Source organism: Sphaerisporangium dianthi (genome assembly GCF_042654065.1).
Classification (GTDB): domain Bacteria; phylum Actinomycetota; class Actinomycetes; order Streptosporangiales; family Streptosporangiaceae; genus Sphaerisporangium; species Sphaerisporangium dianthi.
The window spans coordinates 56,654-78,330 of sequence record NZ_JBHSFP010000005.1 but is presented as its reverse complement, the minus strand read 5'-3'; the positions used below and the strand labels follow the sequence as shown (position 1 = coordinate 78,330).

The following is a 21,677-nucleotide window of genomic DNA, read 5'->3' as shown; positions in this document are numbered from 1 at the left end:
GTGCGTCACGCGTCCGCGGGCTCCCTGGCCGGGATGCGGCCCGCGACGACGGCGGCGATCTGCCCGGCGGGGCCGGGCTCGAGCATGCGGGCGTGCTCGGCGTCGACGCCGCGGACCTCGACGGCGCCGGCGGTGTACGGCCGCCAGGACTCCGGCGGCGAGGAGGGCCGGGCGGAGGTGATGAGCAGCATGTCGCCGTCCAGGACGGGCGGCGGGCCGCTCGTGATCCGGATGCTGTTGACCATCACCTCAAGGGCGTGGCCGCGCTGCGTCTCGTCCAGGTGGCCGAGTTCGCCGGTGCTGTGACCGAGCAGCGCGATGATGTGCCGCCGCATGTCCGCGAGGCTCATCGCGCCGACGTCCACCGGCTCGGCGCCGTACGCCTCGCCGTAGTGCTCGCACATGTCCGCGAGGAGCACCGCGCGGTCGGTGTAGTCCTTCTCGTCCGGCGGCGCGGGGTAGGCGTCCAGGACGGCGAGCAGCCCGACCTCCTCGCCCTCCTCGCGCAGCCGGGCGGCCACGGCCTGGGCGAAGTTGCCGCCGAGCGACCACCCGAGCAGGTGGTAGGGGCCGCAGGGCTGCACCTTGCGCATCTGGGCGGTGTAGTCGGCGGTCAGCTCCTCGAGGTCGGCGGGCAGTTCGTCCCGCCCTTCGAGGCCGCGGGCCTGGAGGGCGTAGACGGGGTGGCCGGCGTCCAGGTGGCGCAGCAGCGCGGAGTACCGCCAGCCGAGGCCGGCCAGCGGGTGCACGCAGAACAGCGGGTAGCGCGTGCCGCCCTCCCGCAGCGGCAGGACGACGTCGAACGCGCCGGCCGCCTCGCCTCCTGAGCGCGCGGCCAGCCGGGCGGGGCTCGGCGCCTCGAAGACGTCGCCGACCCGCAACTCGACGCCGAGGACCGCGCGGACGCGGCTGACCAGCTGGGTCGCCAGCAGCGAGTGCCCGCCGAGCTCGAAGAAGTTGTCCTCCACGCCGACCTCGGCGACGCCCAGCACCTCGGCGAACAGCCCGCACATCACCTGTTCCGCCGGGCCTCGCACCGCCCTGCCGCCTCCGGCCTCGTACGCCGGGGCCGGCAGCGCCCGCCGGTCCACCTTCCTGTTAGGCGTCAGCGGCAGCCCGTCCAGCCGCACGAACGCCGCCGGCACCATGTGCGCCGGGAGCACCCTCGCGACGAACTCCCGCAGGCCGTCCGGCAGCTCGCCGGCCACCACGTACGCGACGATCCGCCGGTCTCCCGGCCGGTCCTCGCGCACCACCACCGCCACCTGGCCGACGCCCGGGTGGCGGGAGAGCACGGCCTCGATCTCGCCGAGCTCGACGCGGAAGCCGCGCACCTTGACCTGGTCGTCGGCCCGCCCGACGAAGTCCAGCTGCCCGTCCGCCCGCCACCGGACCGCGTCGCCGGTGCGGTACATGCGCCCGCCGTCGAAGGGGTCGGCCACGAACCGCTCGGCGGTCAGCGCGGGACGGCGCAGGTAGCCGCGCGCCAGCCCCACGCCGGCCACGTACAGCTCTCCGACGACGCCCGGCGCGACCGGCCGCAGGCCGTCGTCCAGGACGTGCGCCTTCGCGCCGGGGACGGGACGGCCGATGGACGGGTGCCCCGCTCCCCACAGGGGCGGGCTGACGGTCGCGGCGACGGTGACCTCGGACGGGCCGTACTCGTTGATCAGGCGGCGTTCGCGCGACCAGGACGCCCGCGCCTCGGCCGACAGCGTCTCGCCTCCGGTGACCAGGGTGCGCAGGTCGGGCACGTCGCGGGGCAGCCCTTCCAGCACCGCCGGCGGGATGAACGCGTGGGTGACCCGCTCCTCGCGCAGCAGCGTGGCCAGCTCCTCTCCGGTCAGGCCGCCTCCCGGCCCCGCCAGGCAGGCGCCGGTGAGCAGGCCGAGGCACAGCTCGGCCACCGAGACGTCGAAGCTGGGCGAGACGTACTGCAGGACCCGGTCGCCCGGCCCCGCAGGGTAGGCGCGGGCCTGGTTCTCGCGCAGGGCGGCGAAGCCGCGGTGGGTGACCAGCACGCCCTTGGGGCGCCCGGTCGAACCCGAGGTGTAGATCACGTACGCCGGGTGCGAGAGCTCCAGCGGGGCCACCCGTTCGGCGTCCACGGGGTCGTGGCAGGGGTAGGCGGCGGCGTCGGGCAGCGGCGCGGAGAGCACGAGGGCGGGGGCCGCGTCGTCGAGCATCTCGGCGATGCGCTCGGCCGGGTAGTCCGGGTCGACGGGCAGGTAGGCCGCGCCGGCCTTCAGGACGGCGAGCACCGCGACCACCAGGTCGGCCGACGGGTGCAGCTTGAGCGCCACGATCCGCTCGGGGCCGACGCCGCGTGCGATCAGCAGGTGGGCCAGGCGGCTGGCCCTGGCGTTCAGCTCGGCGTAGGTCAGGCGGTCGGCGCCGAACGCGACGGCGGGGGCGTCGGGGGTGCGGCGCACCTGCTCCTCGAACAGCTCGGTGAAGGTCGCCGTCCGCTCCCAGCGTCCGCCGTCGCCCCACTGCGCCATCTGCGCGCCCTCCCGGGGCGGGATCACCGAGAGCGCGCTGACGGGCGTGCCGGGTTCGGCCACGGCCGACTCCAGCAGGCAGGCGAGCCGGTCGGCGAGCCGCTCGGCGGTCCCCCGGTCGAACAGGTCGGCGGCGTACTCGAGGACGCCGCGCAGGTCGGCGTTCAGGCTGAACGCCAGGTCGAACTTGGCGACGTCGGTGCGGATCTCCTGCCCCGAGACGCCGAGCCCGGCCAGTTCGGGGGTGTCGCCGCCGTCGCCGATGTCGTCCTGCATGGCGAGCATCACCTGGAACAGCGGGTGGTGGCCGAGGGACCGCGCCGGGTTGACCGCCTCGACGAGGCGCTCGAACGGCACCCCGGCGTGGGCGTAGGCCGACAGGTCGGCCTCGCGCACCCGGTCGAGCAGTTCGCGGAACGCCGGGTCGCCGGAGGTGTCGGTGCGCAGCACGAGGGTGTTGACGAAGAACCCGACGAGGTCGTCGAGCGCCTCGTCGGCGCGGCCGGCCTCCGGGGTGCCGATCGGGATGTCGGTGCCGGCGCCGTGGCGGGTCAGCAGGGCGGCGAGCGCGGCCTGCAGCACCATGAACACCGTCGTGCCGGTCTGCCTTGCGAGCGCGGCGACGCCGTCGCGCAGCCCGGGGCCCCAGTCGATCGGCACCTGGCCGCCGCGGTAGGTGGCCTTCACCGGCCGGGGGCGGTCGGCGGGCAGGTCCAGCCGCTCGGGCAGGCCCTTCAGCGCCTCCAGCCAGTAGCCGAGCGGGAGGTCCGCGCTCCGCTGCCACAGGGTGTAGTCGGCGTACTGCACGGGCAGCGGGGCCCAGGCGGGCGCGCGCCCGGCCACCCGGGCCGCGTAGGCGTCGGACAGGTCCCTGGCCAGCGGCCCCATCGACCAGCCGTCGCCCGCTATGTGGTGCAGCAGGATGAGCAGGCAGTGGTCCTGCTCGCCGAGCCGGAACAGCGTCGCCTTGACGGGCAGGTCGCGGGCGAGGTCGATGGGGTGCGCGCACGCGGCGCGCAGGGCGTCGTCCAGCTCGGCGGGGGCGAGGTCCACCCGCTCCAGCGGCACCCGGGCCCGCTCGGGCGGCAGCACCCGCTGCTCGGCCTCGCCGTCGCGGTCGGGGAAGACCGTGCGGAGCGACTCGTGCCGCGCCGTCACGTCGTCCAGGGCGAGCCGCAGCGCCGCGACGTCGAGCGGGCCGCGCAGCCGCATCGCGCCGGGGATGTTGTAGGTGGCGCTCGGCCCTTCGAGGCGGGACATGAACCACAGGCGCTGCTGTGCGTACGACAGCGGGATCCGCTCCGGGCGCGGCATGGGCGCGAGCGGCGGCCCCGCCTCCTCGGCCGACTCGATCCGGCGGGCCAGCGCCGCCACGGTCGGCGACTCGAAGATCGCCCGTACCGGGAGCGCGGCGCCGAACACCGCGCGCACCCTGCTGAGCAGGCGTACGGCCGTCAGGGACTGGCCGCCGAGGGCGAAGAAGTCGTCGCCGGGGCCGACGCGCGGCACGCCGAGGATCTCGGCGAACAGCCCGCACAGGATCTCCTCCCGGGGGCCGGCGCGGTGCCGTCGCGCCCGAGCCCCATCCGCCTCGCCGTCCGCCCGCGTCCCCCCGGCCTCGCCGGCGCCGTCCGCCGGCGTCCCGTCCGTCTCACCGGAGCCGCGCGCGGCGGCCATGCCGGCGATCGGCGGGCACGCGGGGAGCCCGGCCGTGGATAGGGGCGCGTCGGGGGCGGCGGCGAGCGCGGTGAGCGTCTGGACCAGCCACTCGCCCAGGGCGCGGGCCTCGTCGCCGGTCAGCAGGTCGGTGCGGTACTCCAGCTCCATCTGCAGCCGGTCGCCCGCCATGCCCGCGATCAGGCGCAGCGGGTAGTGGGCGGAGTCGCGTCCGCCGACCTTGACGACGCGGATCTCGGCGTCGTCGCGGCCGGGCGAGCCTCCGGGGTAGTTCTCCACGGTGGTGACGGTGTCGAACAGCTCGCCGAGCCCGGTCATCCGGTGGACGCGGCCGAGCCGTATCGACTGGTGGGCCAGCAGCCTCGCCTGCTCGCCCTGCAGGCGGGCGAGCAGGCCGGTGAACGATTCTCCCTGGTCCAGGCGCACCCGCACCGGGACCGTGTTCATGAACATCCCGACCATGCTCTCGATGCCGGGGACCTCGGGCGGCCGCCCGGAGACGACCGCGCCGAACACCACGTCGTCGCGCCCGGTGAGTCGGCCGAGCAGCAGCCCCCACAGGCCCTGGACGAGCGTGTTGGGGGTGACGTCCCTGCCGCGCATCGCGGCGGTGAAACCCGCCGCCACCTCGCGCGGCAGGTCCAGGATGAGCCGGCCCGGCAGCTCGGGCACCTGCTCGGCGGCCCCGGGGAACAGCCGGGTGGGCTCGGTGAGCCCGTCGAGCGCGGTCCGCCACTCCCGTTCGGTCTCCGCGTCGTCCTGGCCCGCGAGCCAGGTCAGGTAGTCGCGGAAGGGGGTGACCCGGGGCAGCGCCGAGGCGTCGCCCCGCGAGTGGTACAGCGCCAGCAGCTCGCGCAGCAGGATCGGCAGCGACCAGCCGTCGAACAGGATGTGGTGGTTGGTCACCAGCAGGCGGTGATGCTCGTCGTCCAGCCTCACCAGCGTGAAGCGCAGTGCGGGCGGGGTCGCCAGGTCGAACCTGCGGTCCTGCTCGGCGTCGAACAGGCGGGCCAGTTCGGCCTCCTGCGCGCCGGGGGCGAGGCCGCCGAGGTCGGCCTCCTCCCAGGGCGGCTCGACGTCGCGGTGCACGACCTGCATGGGCTGCCCGGTCTTGCGCTGGCGGAAGCTCACCCGCAGGTTGGGGTGACGCTGCAGCAGCGCGCGGGCGGCCGTGCGCAGGACCGCCGCGTCGAGGCGGCCCTCGATCTCCAGCACCATGCGCACGGTGTAGGTGTCGACGCCGTCCTCTTCGGCGAGGGCGTGGAACAGCAGCCCTTCCTGCATCGGCGCCAGTGGCAGCACGTCTTCGAACGCTGAGCGTTTCACTGACCCATCAGCTCCTCTTCGAGGCTGTCGATCTCGTCCTGGGTGAGCGCCATGGACAGGTCCGAGGGCGTGTGCCCTCCGGCGTCCGGCCGGGCCGCGTGGGCGGCCAGGCCGCGCAGGGCGGCGAACCATCCGGCGGCGAGCTCGCCGATCTCGTGCTCGGTGAACAGCTCGCCCGGCCACGACCAGGTGACCGACAGCTCGGCGCCCCCCGGCCGGTCCACGGCGGTGGCGACCAGCTCGATCGCGTGCGCCGAGGGCATCTCGGGGTCGCGGGGCGCCGGGGTCGGCATGCCGTCCGCGGGCGTCCAGTACGCCTCGGCGGCGCCGGCCCTGTCCTGGCCGTCGGCGCCGCCCGCGCCGAAGCGGCCGAGGTAGTTGAAGGCGATCTGCGGGACGGGGGACACGCGCGGCTCGCCGCCGAGGTAGCGCCACAGCCCGAAGCCGACGCCGTTGTCGGGGATGGCGCGCAGGGTCTCCTTGACCCGCCTGAGCGCGTCGCCGAGCGCGGGCCCGCCGCGGGAGACGTCGTCTTCGGTGACCGGGCCCGCCTGCAGGTGGACGGGGTACATGCTGGTGAACCAGCCGACGGTCCTGGACAGGTCCAGGCCCTCGACCAGCTCCTCCCTGCCGTGGGCCTCGACGTCCACGAGCAGCCCGTCGCGGCCGCGCCACTGGCGGGTGGCGATGGCCAGTCCCGTCAGGAGCACGTCGTTGACGGAGGCGTGGTACAGGGCGGGAACCGAGGTCAGCAGCGGCCCGGTGTGCTCGGCGGGCAGCGTGAGGGTCAGCTCGCGCGCCGTCCCCGCGCCGTCCTTGACCGGGTCGAGCGGCCGCGACCCGAGCGGCGGCTCGTCGGCGGGCAGGGTGTCCCACGGCGCTCCCTTGGCGTCGCGGGCCAGCGTGGCCAGGGTGTGGGCCCAGTGGCGGAAGGAGGTGGGCACCGGGTCGAGCGCGGGCTTCGCGCCGCGCGCCAGCGCCTCCCACGCGGCCTTCAGGTCGGGGACGAGGATGCGCCAGGAGACGCCGTCCACGACCAGGTGGTGCAGCACGAGCAGCAGCAGGCCGGGGCGTCCCGGCCCGGCGTCGAACCAGACGACGCGCGCCATCGCCCCGGCCTCGGGGGACAGCGACGACCGGGCCACCTCGCCCTCCTCGGCGACGACCGACCGCACCCGGTCCTCCGGCAGGCCCGCGATGGCGACCCTGCGGACGCGCTCGGCCGCGGCGACCGCGCCCGCGGGCGGAACGTGGAGGCCGTCTCCGCTCACCCGCGCGCGCAGCGCGTCGTGGTGGTCGAACAGGGCCTGGACGGCGGCCTCCAGGTGCTCACCCAGCCCGGGCGGCACGGTGAGGATCATCGCCTGGTTGAACCCGTCGCTCGGCCCGCCGAGCTCGCGCAGCCAGTGCATGATCGGGGTGGCGGGCAGGTCGCCGGTGGCCTCGTGGTGGCCTGCGCCGGCCGCCGTGCCGGGCGTCTCCCTGGCCACGGCCGCCAGGGCCTCGACCGTCTGGTTCTGGAACACGTCGCGGGCGCTGATCGTCAGGCCGGCCTTGCGTGCCCGCGAGACGAGCTGGAGCGACATGATGCTGTCGCCGCCGAGCTGGAAGAACCCGTCGTCCAGCGACACGGCGGGCACCCCGACCACCTCGGCGAACAGGCGGCACAGGATCTCCTCGCGCGGGTTGCGCGGCGAGCGCCCGGGCGCCTGCGCGGCGAAGGACGGGTCGGGCAGCGCCTTGCGGTCGATCTTGCCGTTCGGGGTGAGCGGCAGATCGGGGAGGACGACGAGCGCCGAGGGCACCATGTAGTCGGGCAGCGTCCCTGCCAGGTGGTCGCGCAGCGCGGCGGAGGACGCGCCGGGGTCGGCGGTGACCACGTACCCGACCAGCCTCTTCGGCCCGCCCTGCGGCTCGTCGGCGATCACGACGGCGTCGGTGACGCCGGGGGCGGCCCGCAGCGCGGCCTCCACCTCGCCCAGCTCGATGCGGTTGCCGCGGATCTTGACCTGGTGGTCGACCCGGGTCAGGAAGTCGAGCTGGCCGTCGGCGCGCAGCCGCACCCGGTCACCGGTGCGGTACATCCGCGCGCCGGGCGCGTCGGTGTAGGGGTCCGGCAGGTAGCGGGTGGCGGTGCGGGACGGCTCGCCCAGGTAGCCGAGGCCGACGCCGGTCCCGGCGATGTACAGGTCGCCCGGCAGCCCCGGAGGCACCGGCCGCAGCCCGTCGTCCAGGATGTGGAGCGTGTTGTTGCGCAGGGGCCGTCCGACCGGCAGCCGCCCGTTCTCCACCTGGGCGTCGATGTCGCCGGTGATGAAGGCGTGGGTGTTGTCGTCGGAGCATTCGGTCAGCCCGTAGGCGTTGACCAGCGCGGCGTGCGGGAAGCGGGCGTACCACCGCTTGCAGATCTCGGGCGAGAGCACCTCGCCGTTGACGATGAACCATCGCAGCGTCGGCATGGACGGCGCCGGGATGCCGGAGTCGTAGGCGTCGAGCCCGGCCCGCATGAACGACGGCACGACCTCGACGATGCTCAGCCCGGCGCGTTCGACCTCGGCGAACAGCTCCAACGGGTCGCGGGCGACGTCCTTGTCCACGACGTGGGTCCTGCCGCCGGCCAGCAGCGCCGACAGCATCTGCCACACCGAGACGTCGAAGGTCAGCGGCGCGTTCAGCACGACGGCGTCGCCCGCGGTGACGCCCAGCTCCTCGATCTTGGCGAGCAGGTGGTTGATCATGCCGCGCTGGTGCACCATCGCGCCCTTCGGCCTCCCGGTGGAGCCGGAGGTGAAGATGACGTACATGAGCCCGTCGCGGCGCAGCTCGGGCCGGGCCGGCGGGTCGTCGTGCGGCTGCCGGGCGAGCGCGGCGCGGGTGCCGGCGTCGTCCAGGAGCAGCCAGGGCGCGTCGACCCCCTCGATGGGGACGGCGGACTCCGACGACCCGATCAGCAGCGTCGGCCGCGCGCTGCGCAGGACGGCGCTCACGCGGTCGGCCGGGTGCTCGGGGTCGAACGGCAGGTAGACCGCCCCCGCCTTGAAGATCGCCAGCAGGCTGACGACGGCGTCGACGCTCGGCGGCAGGCCGACCGCGACGAACTGCTGCGGGCCGCCCCGCTCCATCAGCAGGCGCGCCAGCCGGTTGGCCCGCTCGTTCAGCTCGGCGTAGCTGAGGGTCAGGTTCCCGTAGGTCAGGGCGGGCGCGCCGGGCGCGCGCGCCACCTGGGCCTCGAACAGCTCCTGGAAGGTCTGCCCGGGGATCGGCGCGAGGGTCGCGTTCCCCTCGGAGAGCCGCTCGTACTCGGTCTCCGACAGCAGGTCCACCTGGGCGATCCGCCGGTCGGGATCGGCGGCCACGGCGTCGATGAGCCGGGCCAGCCGCTCGGTGAGCGCGACGGCGGTGGCGGCGTCGAACAGGTCGGTGGCGTACTCCAGCGAGCCGCCGATGCCGGCGGGCGTGCCGTCCTCGTCGTGGTGCTCGCGCAGGCCGAACGCCAGGTCGTACTTGGCCACGCTGCCCTGGAGCGGCTCGAAGCCGGCGCGCAGCCCCGGCAGGTCCAGCCGCGGCAGCCCTTCGCTGATCAGGCTGAGCATCACCTGGAACAGCGGCGTGTGCGCCATCGAGCGCTCGGGGTTGACCGCCTCGACGACCCGCTCGAACGGGACCCCGGCGTGGGCGTAGGCGGCCAGGTCGGCCTGCCTGACCCGGGTGAGCAGCTCGCGGAAGGTGGGCTCTCCTGAGACGTCGGTGCGCAGCACCAGCGAGTTGACGAAGAAGCCGACCAGGTCGCCGAGCGCCTCGTCGTCGCGTCCGGCGACGACGGTGCCGATCGGGATGTCGGTGCCGGCGCCGAGCCGGCTGAGCAGCGCGGCGACGGCGGCCTGCAGGACCATGAACACGGTGGTCCCGGTCTCGCGGGCCAGGGCGGTGACGCCCTGGTGGGCGCTCGCGGGGATGGCCACGGGGATGGTCGTCCCCGCGTGGCCGGCGACGTCGGGGCGCGGCCGGTCGGCGGGCAGTTCGAGCACCTCGGGGGCTCCGGCGAGCGTGTCGCGCCAGAACCTGACCTGCTCCTCGTCGGTGCCGGTCTCCTGCTGCCAGAGCGCGTAGTCGGCGTACTGCACCGGCAGCGGCGTCCACTGCGGGGCCGCGCCGGCGTGCCGGGCGGTGTAGGCGGTGACGAGGTCGGCCGCCAGCGGCATCATCGACATGCCGTCGCCGGCGATGTGGTGGACCAGCAGCAGCAGCACGTGCTCGGCAGGCCCGGTGCGGTAGAGCCAGGCGCGCATCGGCGGGCGCCCGGACAGGTCCAGCGGGAAGGTGATGTCCCGCGCGAGCAGCCCGGGCAGGTCATCCTCGCTGGTCTCGACGAGTTCGACGTCGGTGTGCAGGGCGGGCAGGACGCTCTGGTGGACGACGCCGTCGGTCTCGGCGAAGACGGTGCGCAGCACCTCGTGGCGGTCGGTGAGGTCGTCGATCGCGGCGCCCAGCGCGACGGTGTCCAGCTCGCCGGACAGGCGGATCGCCAGCGGGATGTTGTAGGTCGGGCTCGGCCCCTCCAGGCGGTGCAGGAACCACAGCCGCTGCTGGGCGGCCGACAGCGGGATGCGCTCCGGGCGCGGCATGGGCCGCACGGGTGGCCGCGCGCCCGCGGCCTGGTCGAGGCTCTCACACAGCGCCGCGACGGTGGGCTTGTCGAACAGCTCGCGCAGCGGCAGCTCGACGCCGAGGACCGAGCGGACGCGGCTGACCAGCTGGGTCGCCAGCAGCGAGTGCCCGCCGAGCTCGAAAAAGTTGTCCTCGACCCCGACGTCGGCGACGCCGAGAACCTCGGCGAACAGCCCGCACACGACCTCCTCGCGAAGGCCGCGCGGCGCCTTGCCCGTGCCCGACCCGTACACCGGCACGGGCAGCGCCCGCCGGTCGATCTTGCGGTTGGGCGACAGCGGCAGCGCGTCCATCCGCACGAACGCCGAGGGCACCATGTGCGCGGGCAGGACCTTGCCCACGAACTCCCGCAGGCCGTCCGGCAGCTCGCCGGCCACCACGTAGGCGACGATGCGCCGGTCCCCCGGCCGGTCCTCGCGGACGATGACGGCGGCCTGGCCGATCTGGTGGTGGCGGGTGAGCACGGCCTCGATCTCGCCGAGCTCGATGCGGAACCCGCGCACCTTGACCTGGTCGTCCACGCGGCCGACGAACTCCAGCTGGCCGTCGGCCCGCCACCGGACCGCGTCGCCGGTGCGGTACATGCGCCCGCCGTCGAAGGGATCGGCCACGAACCGCTCGGCGGTCAGCGCCGGGCGGCCGAGGTAGCCGCGCGCGAGCCCGTCGCCCGCGATGTACAGCTCGCCGACCACGCCCGGCGCGACCAGCCGCAGGCCGGCGTCCAGGACGTAGAAGCGGGCGCCGAGCAGGGGGGAGCCGATGGGCGGCTTCTCGCCCGCGACCAGCGGCCCGCTGGCCGAGACCCACATCGAGGTCTCGGTGGGGCCGTAGCCGTTCAGCATGAGCCGGCCCTCGCCCCACCGGTCCACCAGCTCGGGGCCGAGGACGTCGGTGCCGACGAGCAGGGTCGACAGGTGCGGCAGGGGGACGACCGGCAGGCTCGCCAGCGCGGCGGGCGGCAGCACGGTGTGGGTGACGCGGCCGTCGGCGAGCACCCGCGCCAGGTCGTCGCCGCCGCGCACGTCGCGCGGCGCGATGACCAGGGCGGCTCCGGCGCCGAAGGCGTAGAGCATCTCGAAGATGGAGGTGTCGGTGCTGAGCGGGGCGAACTGCAGCACCCGCGAGCCGGGCACGGTGCGCAGCCGCTCCCGCTGGGAGGCCGCGCTCGCCGACAGGCCGCGGTGGGTGACCACCACGCCCTTGGGACGCCCGGTCGAACCCGAGGTGTAGATCACATACGCCGGGGAGGTCAGGCTCAGCGGCGCGGTGCGGTCGCCGTCGGCCAGGTCGTCCGCGCGGTGGTCGCGCAGTCCGTCCAGGCGGTCCAGGTCGTCCAGCACCAGGCGGGGGGCGTCCGCGGGCAGGTCCAGCGCCACTGCCGCACCCGTGATCACCAGGGACGGGCGGGTGTCGGCGAGCATCAGCGCGATGCGCTCGCCCGGGTAGTCCGGGTCCACCGGGACGTACGCCGCCCCCGCCTTCATCACCGCCAGCACCGCCACCGCCGCCTCCACCGACCTCGGCAGCGCGACCGCGACGTGCGACTCGGGGCCCGCGCCGTACCGGTCCACCAGCAGCCGCGCGAGGCGGTTGGCCAGCGCGTTGACCTCGGCGTAGGTGAGGGTGCGCGTCCCGGACACCAGGGCCGGCGCCTCGGGGGTGCGCGCCGCCCAGGCCTCGAACAGCGCCGGCATGGTCACCGGCGGCTCGGGCGAGGCGGTGTCGTTCCACTCCGTGAGCAGCCGCGTCCGCTCGGCCGCCGACAGCACCTCCACCACGCCGAGCCGCCGGTCGGGGTCGGCCACGACCGTGCCGAGCAGCCGGCACAGCCGCTCGGCGATGCCCTCCGCGGTCGCGCGGTCGAAGATGTCGGTCGCGAACTTGACGACGCCCTCCATGCCCGTGGGCGTGCCGTCGGCGGCGTAGGACTCGGTCAGGCCGACCCACAGGTCGAACTTGGCCGAACCGGGGTCGGGGCTGTCGACCTCGGCCGACAGGCCGGGCAGGCGGACGTTGTCGCCGATCACGTCCCTGTCCACGGTGAGCGTCACCTGGTACAGGGGCGCGTGGCTCATCGACCTGGCGGGGTTGAGCGCGTCCACGACGCGGTCGAAGGGCACGTCGGCGTTGGCGTAGGCGGCGAGGTCGACCTCGCGCACCCGGTCCAGCAGCTCGCGGAACGTCGGGTCGCCGGAGGTGTCGGCGCGCAGCACGACCATGTTGACGAAGAAGCCGACCACCTTGTCCAGGGCCTCGTCCGCGCGGCCCGCGACGCCGGTGCCGATCGTGATGTCGGTGCCCGACCCGAGCCGGGTCAGCAGCCCGGCGAGCGCGGCGTGCATCACCATGAACAGCGTGGCGCTGCTGCGGCGGGCCAGTTCGATGAGGTCCCAGTGCAGCTCGGCGCCGACCTGGAAGGTGACCCGCTCGGCCGTGCCGTGGCGGCGGGCGGGGCGTGACCGGTCGGCGGGCAGCTCCAGCGGCTCGGGGGCGCCGGCGAGGCGGCGCCGCCAGAAGTCGAGCTGCTGGGAGATCGGGCTGGCCGGATCGTCGTCACGGCCGAGCGCCTCGCCCTGCCACAGGGTGTAGTCGGCGTACTGGACCGGCAGCGGCTCCCAGTCGGGGGCGTCGCCGGCCAGGCGCGCGGCGTAGGCGGTGGACAGGTCGTGGCTGAGGGTGCCCATCGAGACGCCGTCGGTGGCGATGTGGTGCAGCAGGAGCAGCAGGCAGTGCTCCCGCTCGCCGAGCGCGAACAGCGTCGCCCTGATCGGGATGTCGCCCGCCAGGTCGAAGGTGTGCCGGAGCGCGGCGCCCATCAGCTCGGGCAGCTCGTCACGGCCGGCGGGCACGACGTCGAAGGCCGGCCGGGCCTCGCCGGCCGCGTGGACCCTCTGGTAGGGCCGGCCGCCGTCGTCGAGGTACACCGTGCGCAGGGACTCGTGCCGGTCGGTCAGGTCGGCCAGCGCCGAGGCGAGGGCGCCGGTGTGCAGCGCGCCCGACAGGCGCAGCACGAGCGGGACGTTGAACGTCGGGCTCGGCCCTTCCAGGCGGTGCAGGAACCACAGGCGCTGCTGGGCGTAGGACAGCGGGATGCGCTCCGGCCGCTCCATCGGCGCGAGCGCGGGGCGGTCGTCCTGGCCGGTCCGCAGCCGGTCGACCAGGGCGGCGACGGTGGGGGTGCGGAACAGGTCGCGCACGCGCAGTTCGGTGCCGAGGGTGGTCCTGATCCTGCTGACGAGCCGGGTGGCGAGCAGCGAGTGCCCGCCGAGCTCGAAGAAGTTGTCCTCGACGCCGACGTGCGGCACGCCGAGGATCTCCGCGAACAGCCCGCACATGATCTCCTCGCGGGCCGTGCGCGGCGCCCGGCCGCCCGATCGGGTGGCGAACTCCGGCGCGGGCAGCCGCCTGCGGTCGAGTTTGCCGTTGGGCATGACCGGCAGCGCGTCGAGGGTCACGAAGGCCGCGGGCACCATGTACTCCGGCAGCGTGGCGGCCACGTGCGCGCGCAGCCGCCCGGACTCGGGGGCCTTGGCCGAGGAGGTCACCAGGTAGGCGACGATGCGCCGGTCCCCGGGCCGGTCCTCGCGCACGGTGACGGCGGCCTGCCTGACCTGGGGGTGGCGGGTGAGCACGGCCTCGATCTCGCCGAGCTCGATGCGGAACCCGCGCACCTTGACCTGGTCGTCGACCCGGCCGACGAACTCCAGCTGGCCGTCGGACCTCCACCGCACCGCGTCGCCCGTGCGGTACATGCGCCCGCCGTCGAAGGGGTCGGCCACGAACCGCTCGGCGGTCAGCGCGGGACGGCGCAGGTAGCCGCGCGCCAGGCCCGCGCCGGCCACGTACAGCTCTCCGACGACGCCGGGGGCGACGGGCCGCAGGGCGGAGTCGAGCACGTAGACCCGCGTGTCGCGAAGGGGCGTGCCGATGGGCGGGCCGGCCCCCGGCGACAGGGCGCGGCTCGCGGTGGCCCACATCGTCGCCTCGGTGGGGCCGTAGCCGTTCAGCATGACCCGGCCCTCGCCCCACCGCTCCACCAGCTCGGGGCCGACGACGTCGCCGCCGGTCAGCAGCGTGGCCAGCTCGGGCAGCGGCGTGGCGGGGATGCTGGCCAGGGTGGTGGAGGGGATGACCGCGTGGCTGATCCGCTGGACGGACAGCAGCTCGGCCAGGTCGTCGCCGCCGCGCACGTGCGGCGGCGCGACGACCAGGGCGCCGCCGGCGCCGTAGGCCATCAGCAGCTCCATGACCGAGACGTCGAAGCTCGGCGAGGCGAGCTGGAGCACGCGGCCCTCGTCGTGCAGCAGCAGGCGCTCGCGCATCGAGGCGACGGTGGCGGCGATGCCGCGGTGGGTGACCACCACGCCCTTGGGACGCCCGGTCGAACCCGAGGTGTAGATCACGTACGCCGGGTGCGCGAGCTCCAGCGGCGCGGTGCGCTCGTCGTCGGCCAGGTCGTCCGCGGCGTAGCCGGTCAGCTCGTCCATCTCGTCGAGCGACTCCAGCACCAGCCGGGGCGCCCCGCCGCCGACCTCGGCGGCCGTGCCGGTGATGACCAGGGAGGGGCCGGTGTCGGCGAGCATCAGCGCGATGCGCTCGCCCGGGTAGTCGGGATCCACCGGGACGTACGCGGCGCCGGTCTTCAGCACGGCCAGCACGGCGGCGACGGCCTCCACCGACCGCGGCAGCGCGACCGCGACGTGCGACTCGGGGCCCGCGCCGTACCGGTCCACCAGCAGGCGCGCCAGCCGGTTGGCGCGGCCGTTCAGCTCGGCGTAGGTGAGGGTGCGATCGCCGTGGACCAGGGCGGGCGCGTCGGGGGTGCGCGCCGCCTGGGCCTCGAACAGCGCCGGCATGGTCACCGGCGCGGCGGAGGAGGCGGTGTCGTTCCACTCCACCAGCAGCCGCTCGCGCTCGGCCGCCGACAGCACCTCGACCGCGCCCAGCCGCTGCCCGGGGTCGGCCACCATCGAGCCCAGCAGCCGAAGGAACCGCTCGGCGATGCCCTCGGCGCTGGCCCGCTCGAACAGGTCGGTCGCGTACTTGAGGTCGACCTTGATCCCGCCGGGCACCCGCCCGGCCACCGGGTCCTCGGCGTGCGTCTCGGAAAGGAAGAACATCAGGTCGAACTTGGCGGCCTCCAGCTCGACGTCCGGCGGGCTGACGGTGAGCCCCGGCATCCGCGCCTGGGCTCCCGCGTAGTTCTGCAGCACGATGCTGACCTGGAACAGCGGGTGGTGCGCCAGCGAGCGGGCCGGGTTGACGACGTCCACCAGCCGCTCGAACGGGATGTCCTGGTTGGCGTAGGCCACCAGGTCGACCTCGCGCACCCGGTCGAGCAGCTCGCGGAACGTCGGGTCGCCGGAGGTGTCGGTGCGCAGCACCATCGTGTTGACGAAGAAGCCGACCAGCTCGTCGAGGTTCTCGTGGCTGCGGCCGGCGAGGCCGGTGCCGATGGGCAGGTCGGCGCCCGCGCCCATCCTGGTCAGCAGCGCGGCGAAGGCGGCGTGGGCGACCATGAAGACGGTGACCCCGGCCTGGTGGGCGAGCGCCACGAGGTCGCGGTGCAGCGCGGCGTCGATGTGCAGGGTGACCATGTCGCCCTTGTTGGAGGCGACGGCAGGGCGGGGACGGTCCAGCGGCAGCTCGATGAGCTCGGGCATGCCGGCCAGCGCGGCGCGCCAGTGCTCGACCTGCTTGGCGAGGGCGCTGCCCGGCTCGTCCTCGCGGCCGAGGATCCTGGTCTGCCAGAGCGCGTAGTCGGCGTACTGCACCGGCAGCGGGCGCCACGCCGGCGCGGCCTGGCCGAGGCGGGCGGTGTAGGCCTCGGCGAGGTCGCGCAGCAGCGCCGCCCACGACCAGCCGTCGCAGGCCACGTGGTGGATGACCAGGTTCAGGACGTGCTCGCGCTCGCTCAGTGAGAACAGGCCGACGCGGATGGGCGGCTGCTCGGCGAGGCGGAAGGAGCGGTGGCCGAACGCGGTGAGCGCCTCCTTGAGCCGCTCGGGCCCGACCTCGGTGAAGGCGACCTCGACCTCGGCGTCCTCGGGGGCCAGCACCACCTGGTACGGCTCGCCGTCCTCGCTGCGGATGAGGGTGCGCAGCACCTCGTGCCTGGCCACGACGTCGGCGACGGCGGCGCGCAGGGCGGGCTTGTCGACCGGGCCGCCGAGGCGCAGCACGGTGGGGATGTTGTACTGCGGGTTGTCCTCGTCGAGCCGGTGGATGAACCACACGCCGCGCTGGGCGTAGGACAGAGGGATGCGCTCGGGGCGCGGCTCGGGCTCGGGCTTGGAGCGGCCCTGCCCGGCGAGGTCGATGCGCTCGACCAGCGCGGCCGGGGTCGGCGCCTCGAACGCCTCGCGCACGCCGAGCTCGACGCCGAAGACCGAGCGGACGCGGCTGACCAGCCTGGTGACCAGCAACGAGTGCCCGCCGAGCTCGAAGAAGTTGGCGTCGGTGCCGACCTGCGGCAGGCCGAGCAGCTCGGCGAACAGGCCGCAGACGATCTCCTGCTGCGGGGTCCGCGGGGCGGACCCCCCGATCGGGGCGGCGGGTCCTGGCGCGGGCAGCGCGGCGCGGTCGAGCTTGCTGTTCGCGGTCAGCGGCAGCGCGTCGAGGACGACCACCGCCGAGGGCACCATGTAGGCGGGCAGCAGCGTCCTGGCGTGGTCGAGCAGGTCCACCGGCTCGCCGGGGGTGAGCGTGACGTAGGCCACGATGCGCTGGTCGCCGGGACGGTCCTCGCGCACGATCACCGCGACGTGCGCCACCCGGGGGTGCTCGCCGATCACGGCCTCGATCTCGCTGAGCTCGATGCGGAACCCGCGCACCTTCACCTGGTGGTCGACGCGGCCGGCGAACTCCATCTGCCCGTCGGGCCGCCAGCGCGCGAGGTCGCCCGAGCGGTACATGCGCGTGCCGGCCGCGAACGGGTCGGCCACGAAGCGCTCGGCGCTCAGGCCGGGACGGTTCAGGTAGCCGCGGCTGACCAGGTCGCCGGCGATGTACAGCTCGCCGATCACGCCGGGCGGCACCGGGCGCAGCGCCGCGTCAAGGACGTACAGCCGGGTGTTCCAGATCGGCCTGCCGATGGGGACGACGCCCGCGGGCACCTGGTCGCCGGGCTCGATCCGGTACTCCATGCAGCCGACGGTGGTCTCGGTGGGGCCGTACTCGTTGATCACGGTGGCGCCCGGGTGGCGGCGGCGCCACTCGTCCAGCACCTCGCCCATGAGCGACTCACCGCCCAGGACGAGCTGCGCCGAGGGCGAGAAGCGCTCCGGCAGGCCGATGAGCAGCGGAAGGTGGCTCGGGGTGGCCTTCACGAAGTCCGGACGCGCCGTCGCGGCGGCGCCGGCGCCGTCGTCCAGGTCCACCAGATGGGCGCACCCTCCGCTGGTCAGCGGCCCGAACAGGCCGGTCACGGTCAGGTCGAAGGAGACCGGCGAGTGCACCAGGGCGCGGCCGGCGACGCTGTCGTAGGTGTGCCGCGTCCAGGCCAGGTACTGGTTGAGCGAGCGGTGCTCGACCACGACGCCCTTGGGCCTGCCGGTCGAGCCGGAGGTGTAGATGACGAACGCCGGGTTGGCGGGGGTCAGGCCGCTGTCCAGCGGCCCGGCGGGCAGCGCCGCCGCCTCGGCCTCCAGGGCGGCCAGCTCGTGCGGCGCGCCCAGGGTCAGGACGGGGCCGACGTCGTCCAGCATGAAGCGCACGCGTTCGGCGGGCAGCGCGGGATCGACGGGCAGGTAGGCGCCGCCGGCCTTCATGATGGCGAGCAGGGCGACCACCAGCCCGGCCGACTTGGGCAGCGCGACGGCGACGAACCGCTCGGGCCGAACGCCCCGGCCGGCCAGCAGGCGCGCCAGGCGGGCGGCGCGGGCGTCCAGCTCGGCGTAGGTGAGGGTCTCGCCGCCGCATTCCACGGCCGCGGCGCCGGGGGTGCGGGCCGCCTGCCGCGCGAACAGCTCGGGCAGCGTGGCCTCGGGAACGGGGTGGGCGGTGGCGTTCCACTCCGAGAGCAGCGTGTCACGCTCGCCGGGGTTGAGCAGGTCCAGCTCGCCGATGGGCAGGCCGGGGTCGCGCACGGCCCCTTCCAGCAGCCGCACCAGCCGGGCGGCGAGCACCTCGGCGCTCCGCTCGTCGAACAGGTCGGTGGCGTAGTCCAGGGCGCATTCGACCTCGCCCTCGCTGCCCCACTCGGCGGGTTCCCTGACGAAGAAGCTGAGGTCGACCTTGGCCGCGCCGGTGTGCACGGTGGGTTCCACCGACAGTTCCAGCCCGGCGCCGAGCAGCGGCGCGCGCAGGGTGTGCTCGAAGGTCAGCATGACCTGGAACACCGGGTGGTAGGACAGCGACCTGACCGGGTTGACCGCCTCCACGACGCTCTCGTACGGCGCGTCGGCGTTGGCGTAGGCCGCCAGGTCGGCCTCGGTGACCCGGGCGAGCAGCTCGCGGAAGCTCGGGTCGCCCGAGGTGTCGGTGCGCAGCACCAGCGTGTTGAGGAACTTGCCGACGAGCCGGTCCACCGCCTCGTCGCCGCGGCCGGCGGTGGCCGTGCCGATGGGGATGTCGGCGCCGGCGCCGAGCCGGGTGAGCAGCGCGGCCACGGCGGCCTGGACGACCATGAAGACGGTCGAGCCCGAGCGCCTGGCCAGCGCGACCAGGTCGCGGTGCAGCTCCCGCGAGAGGCGGAAGCCGACCCTGGCGCCGCCGTTGCCGGCCACGGCCGGGCGGGGGCGGTCCAGCGGCAGCTCCAGCAGCCCGGGGCCGCCGGCCAGCGCCTCCCGCCAGTACGCCACCTGGCGGGAGACCAGGCTCGTCTCCTCCGCCGGGTCGCCGAGCAGCTCGCGCTGCCACAGGGTGTGGTCGGCGTACTGGATCGCCGGCGCCTCCTTGGGCGCGGCCCGGCCGGTCCGGTGGGCGTAGGCGGCGGCCAGGTCGGAAAGCAGCGGCTGCTCCGACAGGCCGTCGCTGGCGATGTGGTGGGTGACCAGCATGAGCACGTGCTCTCGCGCGCCGAGGCCGAACAGGGTCGCGCGGAACGGCGCCTCGCGGGTGAACGCGAACGGCAGCGCCGCCTGCGCGCGCAGCGCTTCGCCGAGTCCGTCCGGCGGGACGGGCACCACGGGGAGCCCGTCCGTGGCGGCCGCCACGCTCCCGGGGTCGAGCACGAGCTGGTACGGCTCGCCGTCGACGTCGGGGTAGACGGTGCGCAGCGGCTCGTGGCGGGCCACCACGTCGGCGACGGCCAGGCCGAGCGCCTCGGTGTCGAGCGGGCCGGTCAGCCGCAGGGCGAGGGGGAGATTGTAGGTCGCGCTCGGCCCTTCCAGGCGGTGCAGGAACCACAGCCCGCGCTGGCCGGCGGACAGCGGCATCCGCTCGGGCCGGGGACGGGCGGTGAGCTCGGGCCTGCTGCCCTTGGCCGCGGTCGCGACCCTGCCGCCGAGGGACTCGGGGGTCGGCGCCTCGAACAGGGCGCGCAGCGGCAGCTCGACGCCGAACGCCTCGCGGACCATGCCGACCAGCCGGGTGGCGAGCAGGGAGTGCCCGCCCAGCTCGAAGAAGTTGCCGTCCAGGCCGACCCCGTCCACACCGAGCGCGTCGGCGAACAGGCGGCACAGCAGTTCCTCCTCGGCGGTGCGCGGGGCGCGTCCGGCGGCGGAGCGAGCCGGCGGCGCGGGCAGCGCGCGGCGGTCGAGCTTGCCGTTGGCGGTCAGCGGCAGGGCGTCCAGCACGACGACGGCGGAGGGCACCATGTACGCGGGGAGCGCGGCCCCGGCGTGCTCCCGCAGCTCCGCGTTCACGTGCCCGGGCGCCGCGTTCGCCTGCTCGCGCAGGTCCGCGTCCGCGTGCGCCGACGCGTTCGGGTTCGCGTGCGCCGACGCGTTCGGGTTCGCGTGCGCCGACGGGTTCGGGTTCGCGTGCGCCGACGGGTTCGGGTGGGCGGCCGGGTCCGCGTCCGCGTGGGCGGCCGGGACGTCGCCGCGGAGGGTGACGTAGGCGACGATGCGCTGGTCGCCCACGCGGTCCTCGCGCACGATCACGGCGACCTGGGCGACCCTCGGGTGGCGGCCGAGCACGGCCTCGATCTCACCCGGTTCGATGCGGTGCCCGCGCACCTTGATCTGGTCGTCGACGCGGCCGGCGAACTCCAGCAGGCCGTCCTCGCTCCACCGGCCGAGGTCGCCGGTGCGGTACATCCGCTCGCCGGGGACGCCCGAGGGGTCGGGGACGAACCGCTCGGCGGTCAGCCCAGGGCGGTTGACGTACCCGCGGGCCAGGCCGGTGCCGGAGATGTACAGCTCGCCGACCTCGCCGGGGGGAAGCGGGCGCAGCTCGGCGTCCAGCACGTGGACGCGGGTGTCGTCCATGGGCCGGCCGAGCGGCAGGACGCCGTCGGGGACCGGCGCCCCCGGCTCGACGCGGTACTCGGCGACGTTGACGGTGGCCTCGGTGGGCCCGTAGACGTTGATCACGGTGACGCCGGGGTGCCGCTCGCGCCACCCGCGCAGCGCCTCCCCGCGCAGCGCCTCGCCGCCGAACATCAGCTCGCGGGTCGGGGAGAACCGCTCGGGCAGGACGTCGAGCAGCGGCAGGTGGCTCGGGGTGGCCTTGAGGAAGGCGCAGGCGGCGGCCCCGGCGGGCACGCCGTCCTCGGCCAGGGGCGAGACGCGCACGCACCCGCCGGCGACCAGGGGCGCCCACAGCGACGTCACGGTCATGTCGAAGGAGACCGACGAGTGCCACAGCGACTCCCCGGTCAGGCTCGGGTAGGCCCGCAGCGACCACCGCAGGTAGTCGGCGAGCGCGCCGTGCCCGACGACCACGCCCTTGGGCAGGCCGGTCGAGCCCGAGGTGTAGATGACGTAGGCGGGGTGGCCGGCGGGCGCCCGCTCCCGCTCGCCCGGCCAGGGCGCGGCGGCGGTCTCCTCGGCGGGATCGTCGACCAGGACGCGCGGCGTCTCGCCGGGCAGGCCGGCCGCCTCCGCCTCGCCGGTCAGCACGCACACCGGCCGCGCGTCCCGCAGCATGAACGCGACGCGGTCGCGCGGGTAGGCGACGTCGATCGGCAGGTAGGCCGCGCCGGTCTTCAGCACCGCCAGCAACGCCACGACGAGGTCCGCCGAGCGGGGCAGCGCCACGGCGACGAGGCGCTCGGGGCCGGCCCCGAGCGCGGCCAGGCGGGAGGCCAGGCGCCCCGCCCGGCGGTCGAGCTCGGCGTAGGTCAGCTCAGTGTCGGCGAACCGTACCGCGGGCGCGCCCGGGGTGCGCCGCGCCTGAGCGGCGAACAGGCCGGGAAGCCAGTCGGCCGCCCGCGCCGCGTCGTCGCCGCGCGGGCCGTTCGGCAGCAGGTCCCGGTCCATAAGCGTGCCAGCCATAACTCGACTCCTACTCACTAATTCGCGCCAAGACGAACCGAGTCTAAAAACGCGCCGTTTCGTCTTGTTATCGGGCGCGCATCACCGATCGAATTCCGCATTGTCGTCCGCGCATTTCCCGATC

General features: G+C 75.0%; 2 protein-coding genes. Both read right to left on the bottom strand.

Annotation, left to right across the window (positions count from 1 at the left end; genetic code table 11):
* Nucleotides 1–5: 5 nt before the first annotated feature.
* Nucleotides 6–5,504 carry an amino acid adenylation domain-containing protein gene (locus ACFO60_RS10080; protein ID WP_380839439.1) on the bottom strand — a complete coding sequence of 1,833 codons (5,499 nt, stop codon included), beginning with the start codon at nucleotides 5,502–5,504 and terminating at the stop codon, nucleotides 6–8.
* Complete coding sequence (locus ACFO60_RS10075) at nucleotides 5,501–21,553, bottom strand: non-ribosomal peptide synthetase (RefSeq protein WP_380839438.1); 16,053 nt, start codon at nucleotides 21,551–21,553, stop codon at nucleotides 5,501–5,503. Before ACFO60_RS10075 ends, ACFO60_RS10080 begins: the two co-directional genes overlap by 4 nt.
* Nucleotides 21,554–21,677: the final 124 nt, after the last annotated feature.

Bases quoted from the DNA above. Each gene is read 5' to 3' on its own strand.
- ACFO60_RS10075 (WP_380839438.1), bottom strand. From the start codon at position 21,553: ATGGCTGGCACGCTTATGGACCGGGACCTGCTGCCGAACGGCCCGCGC.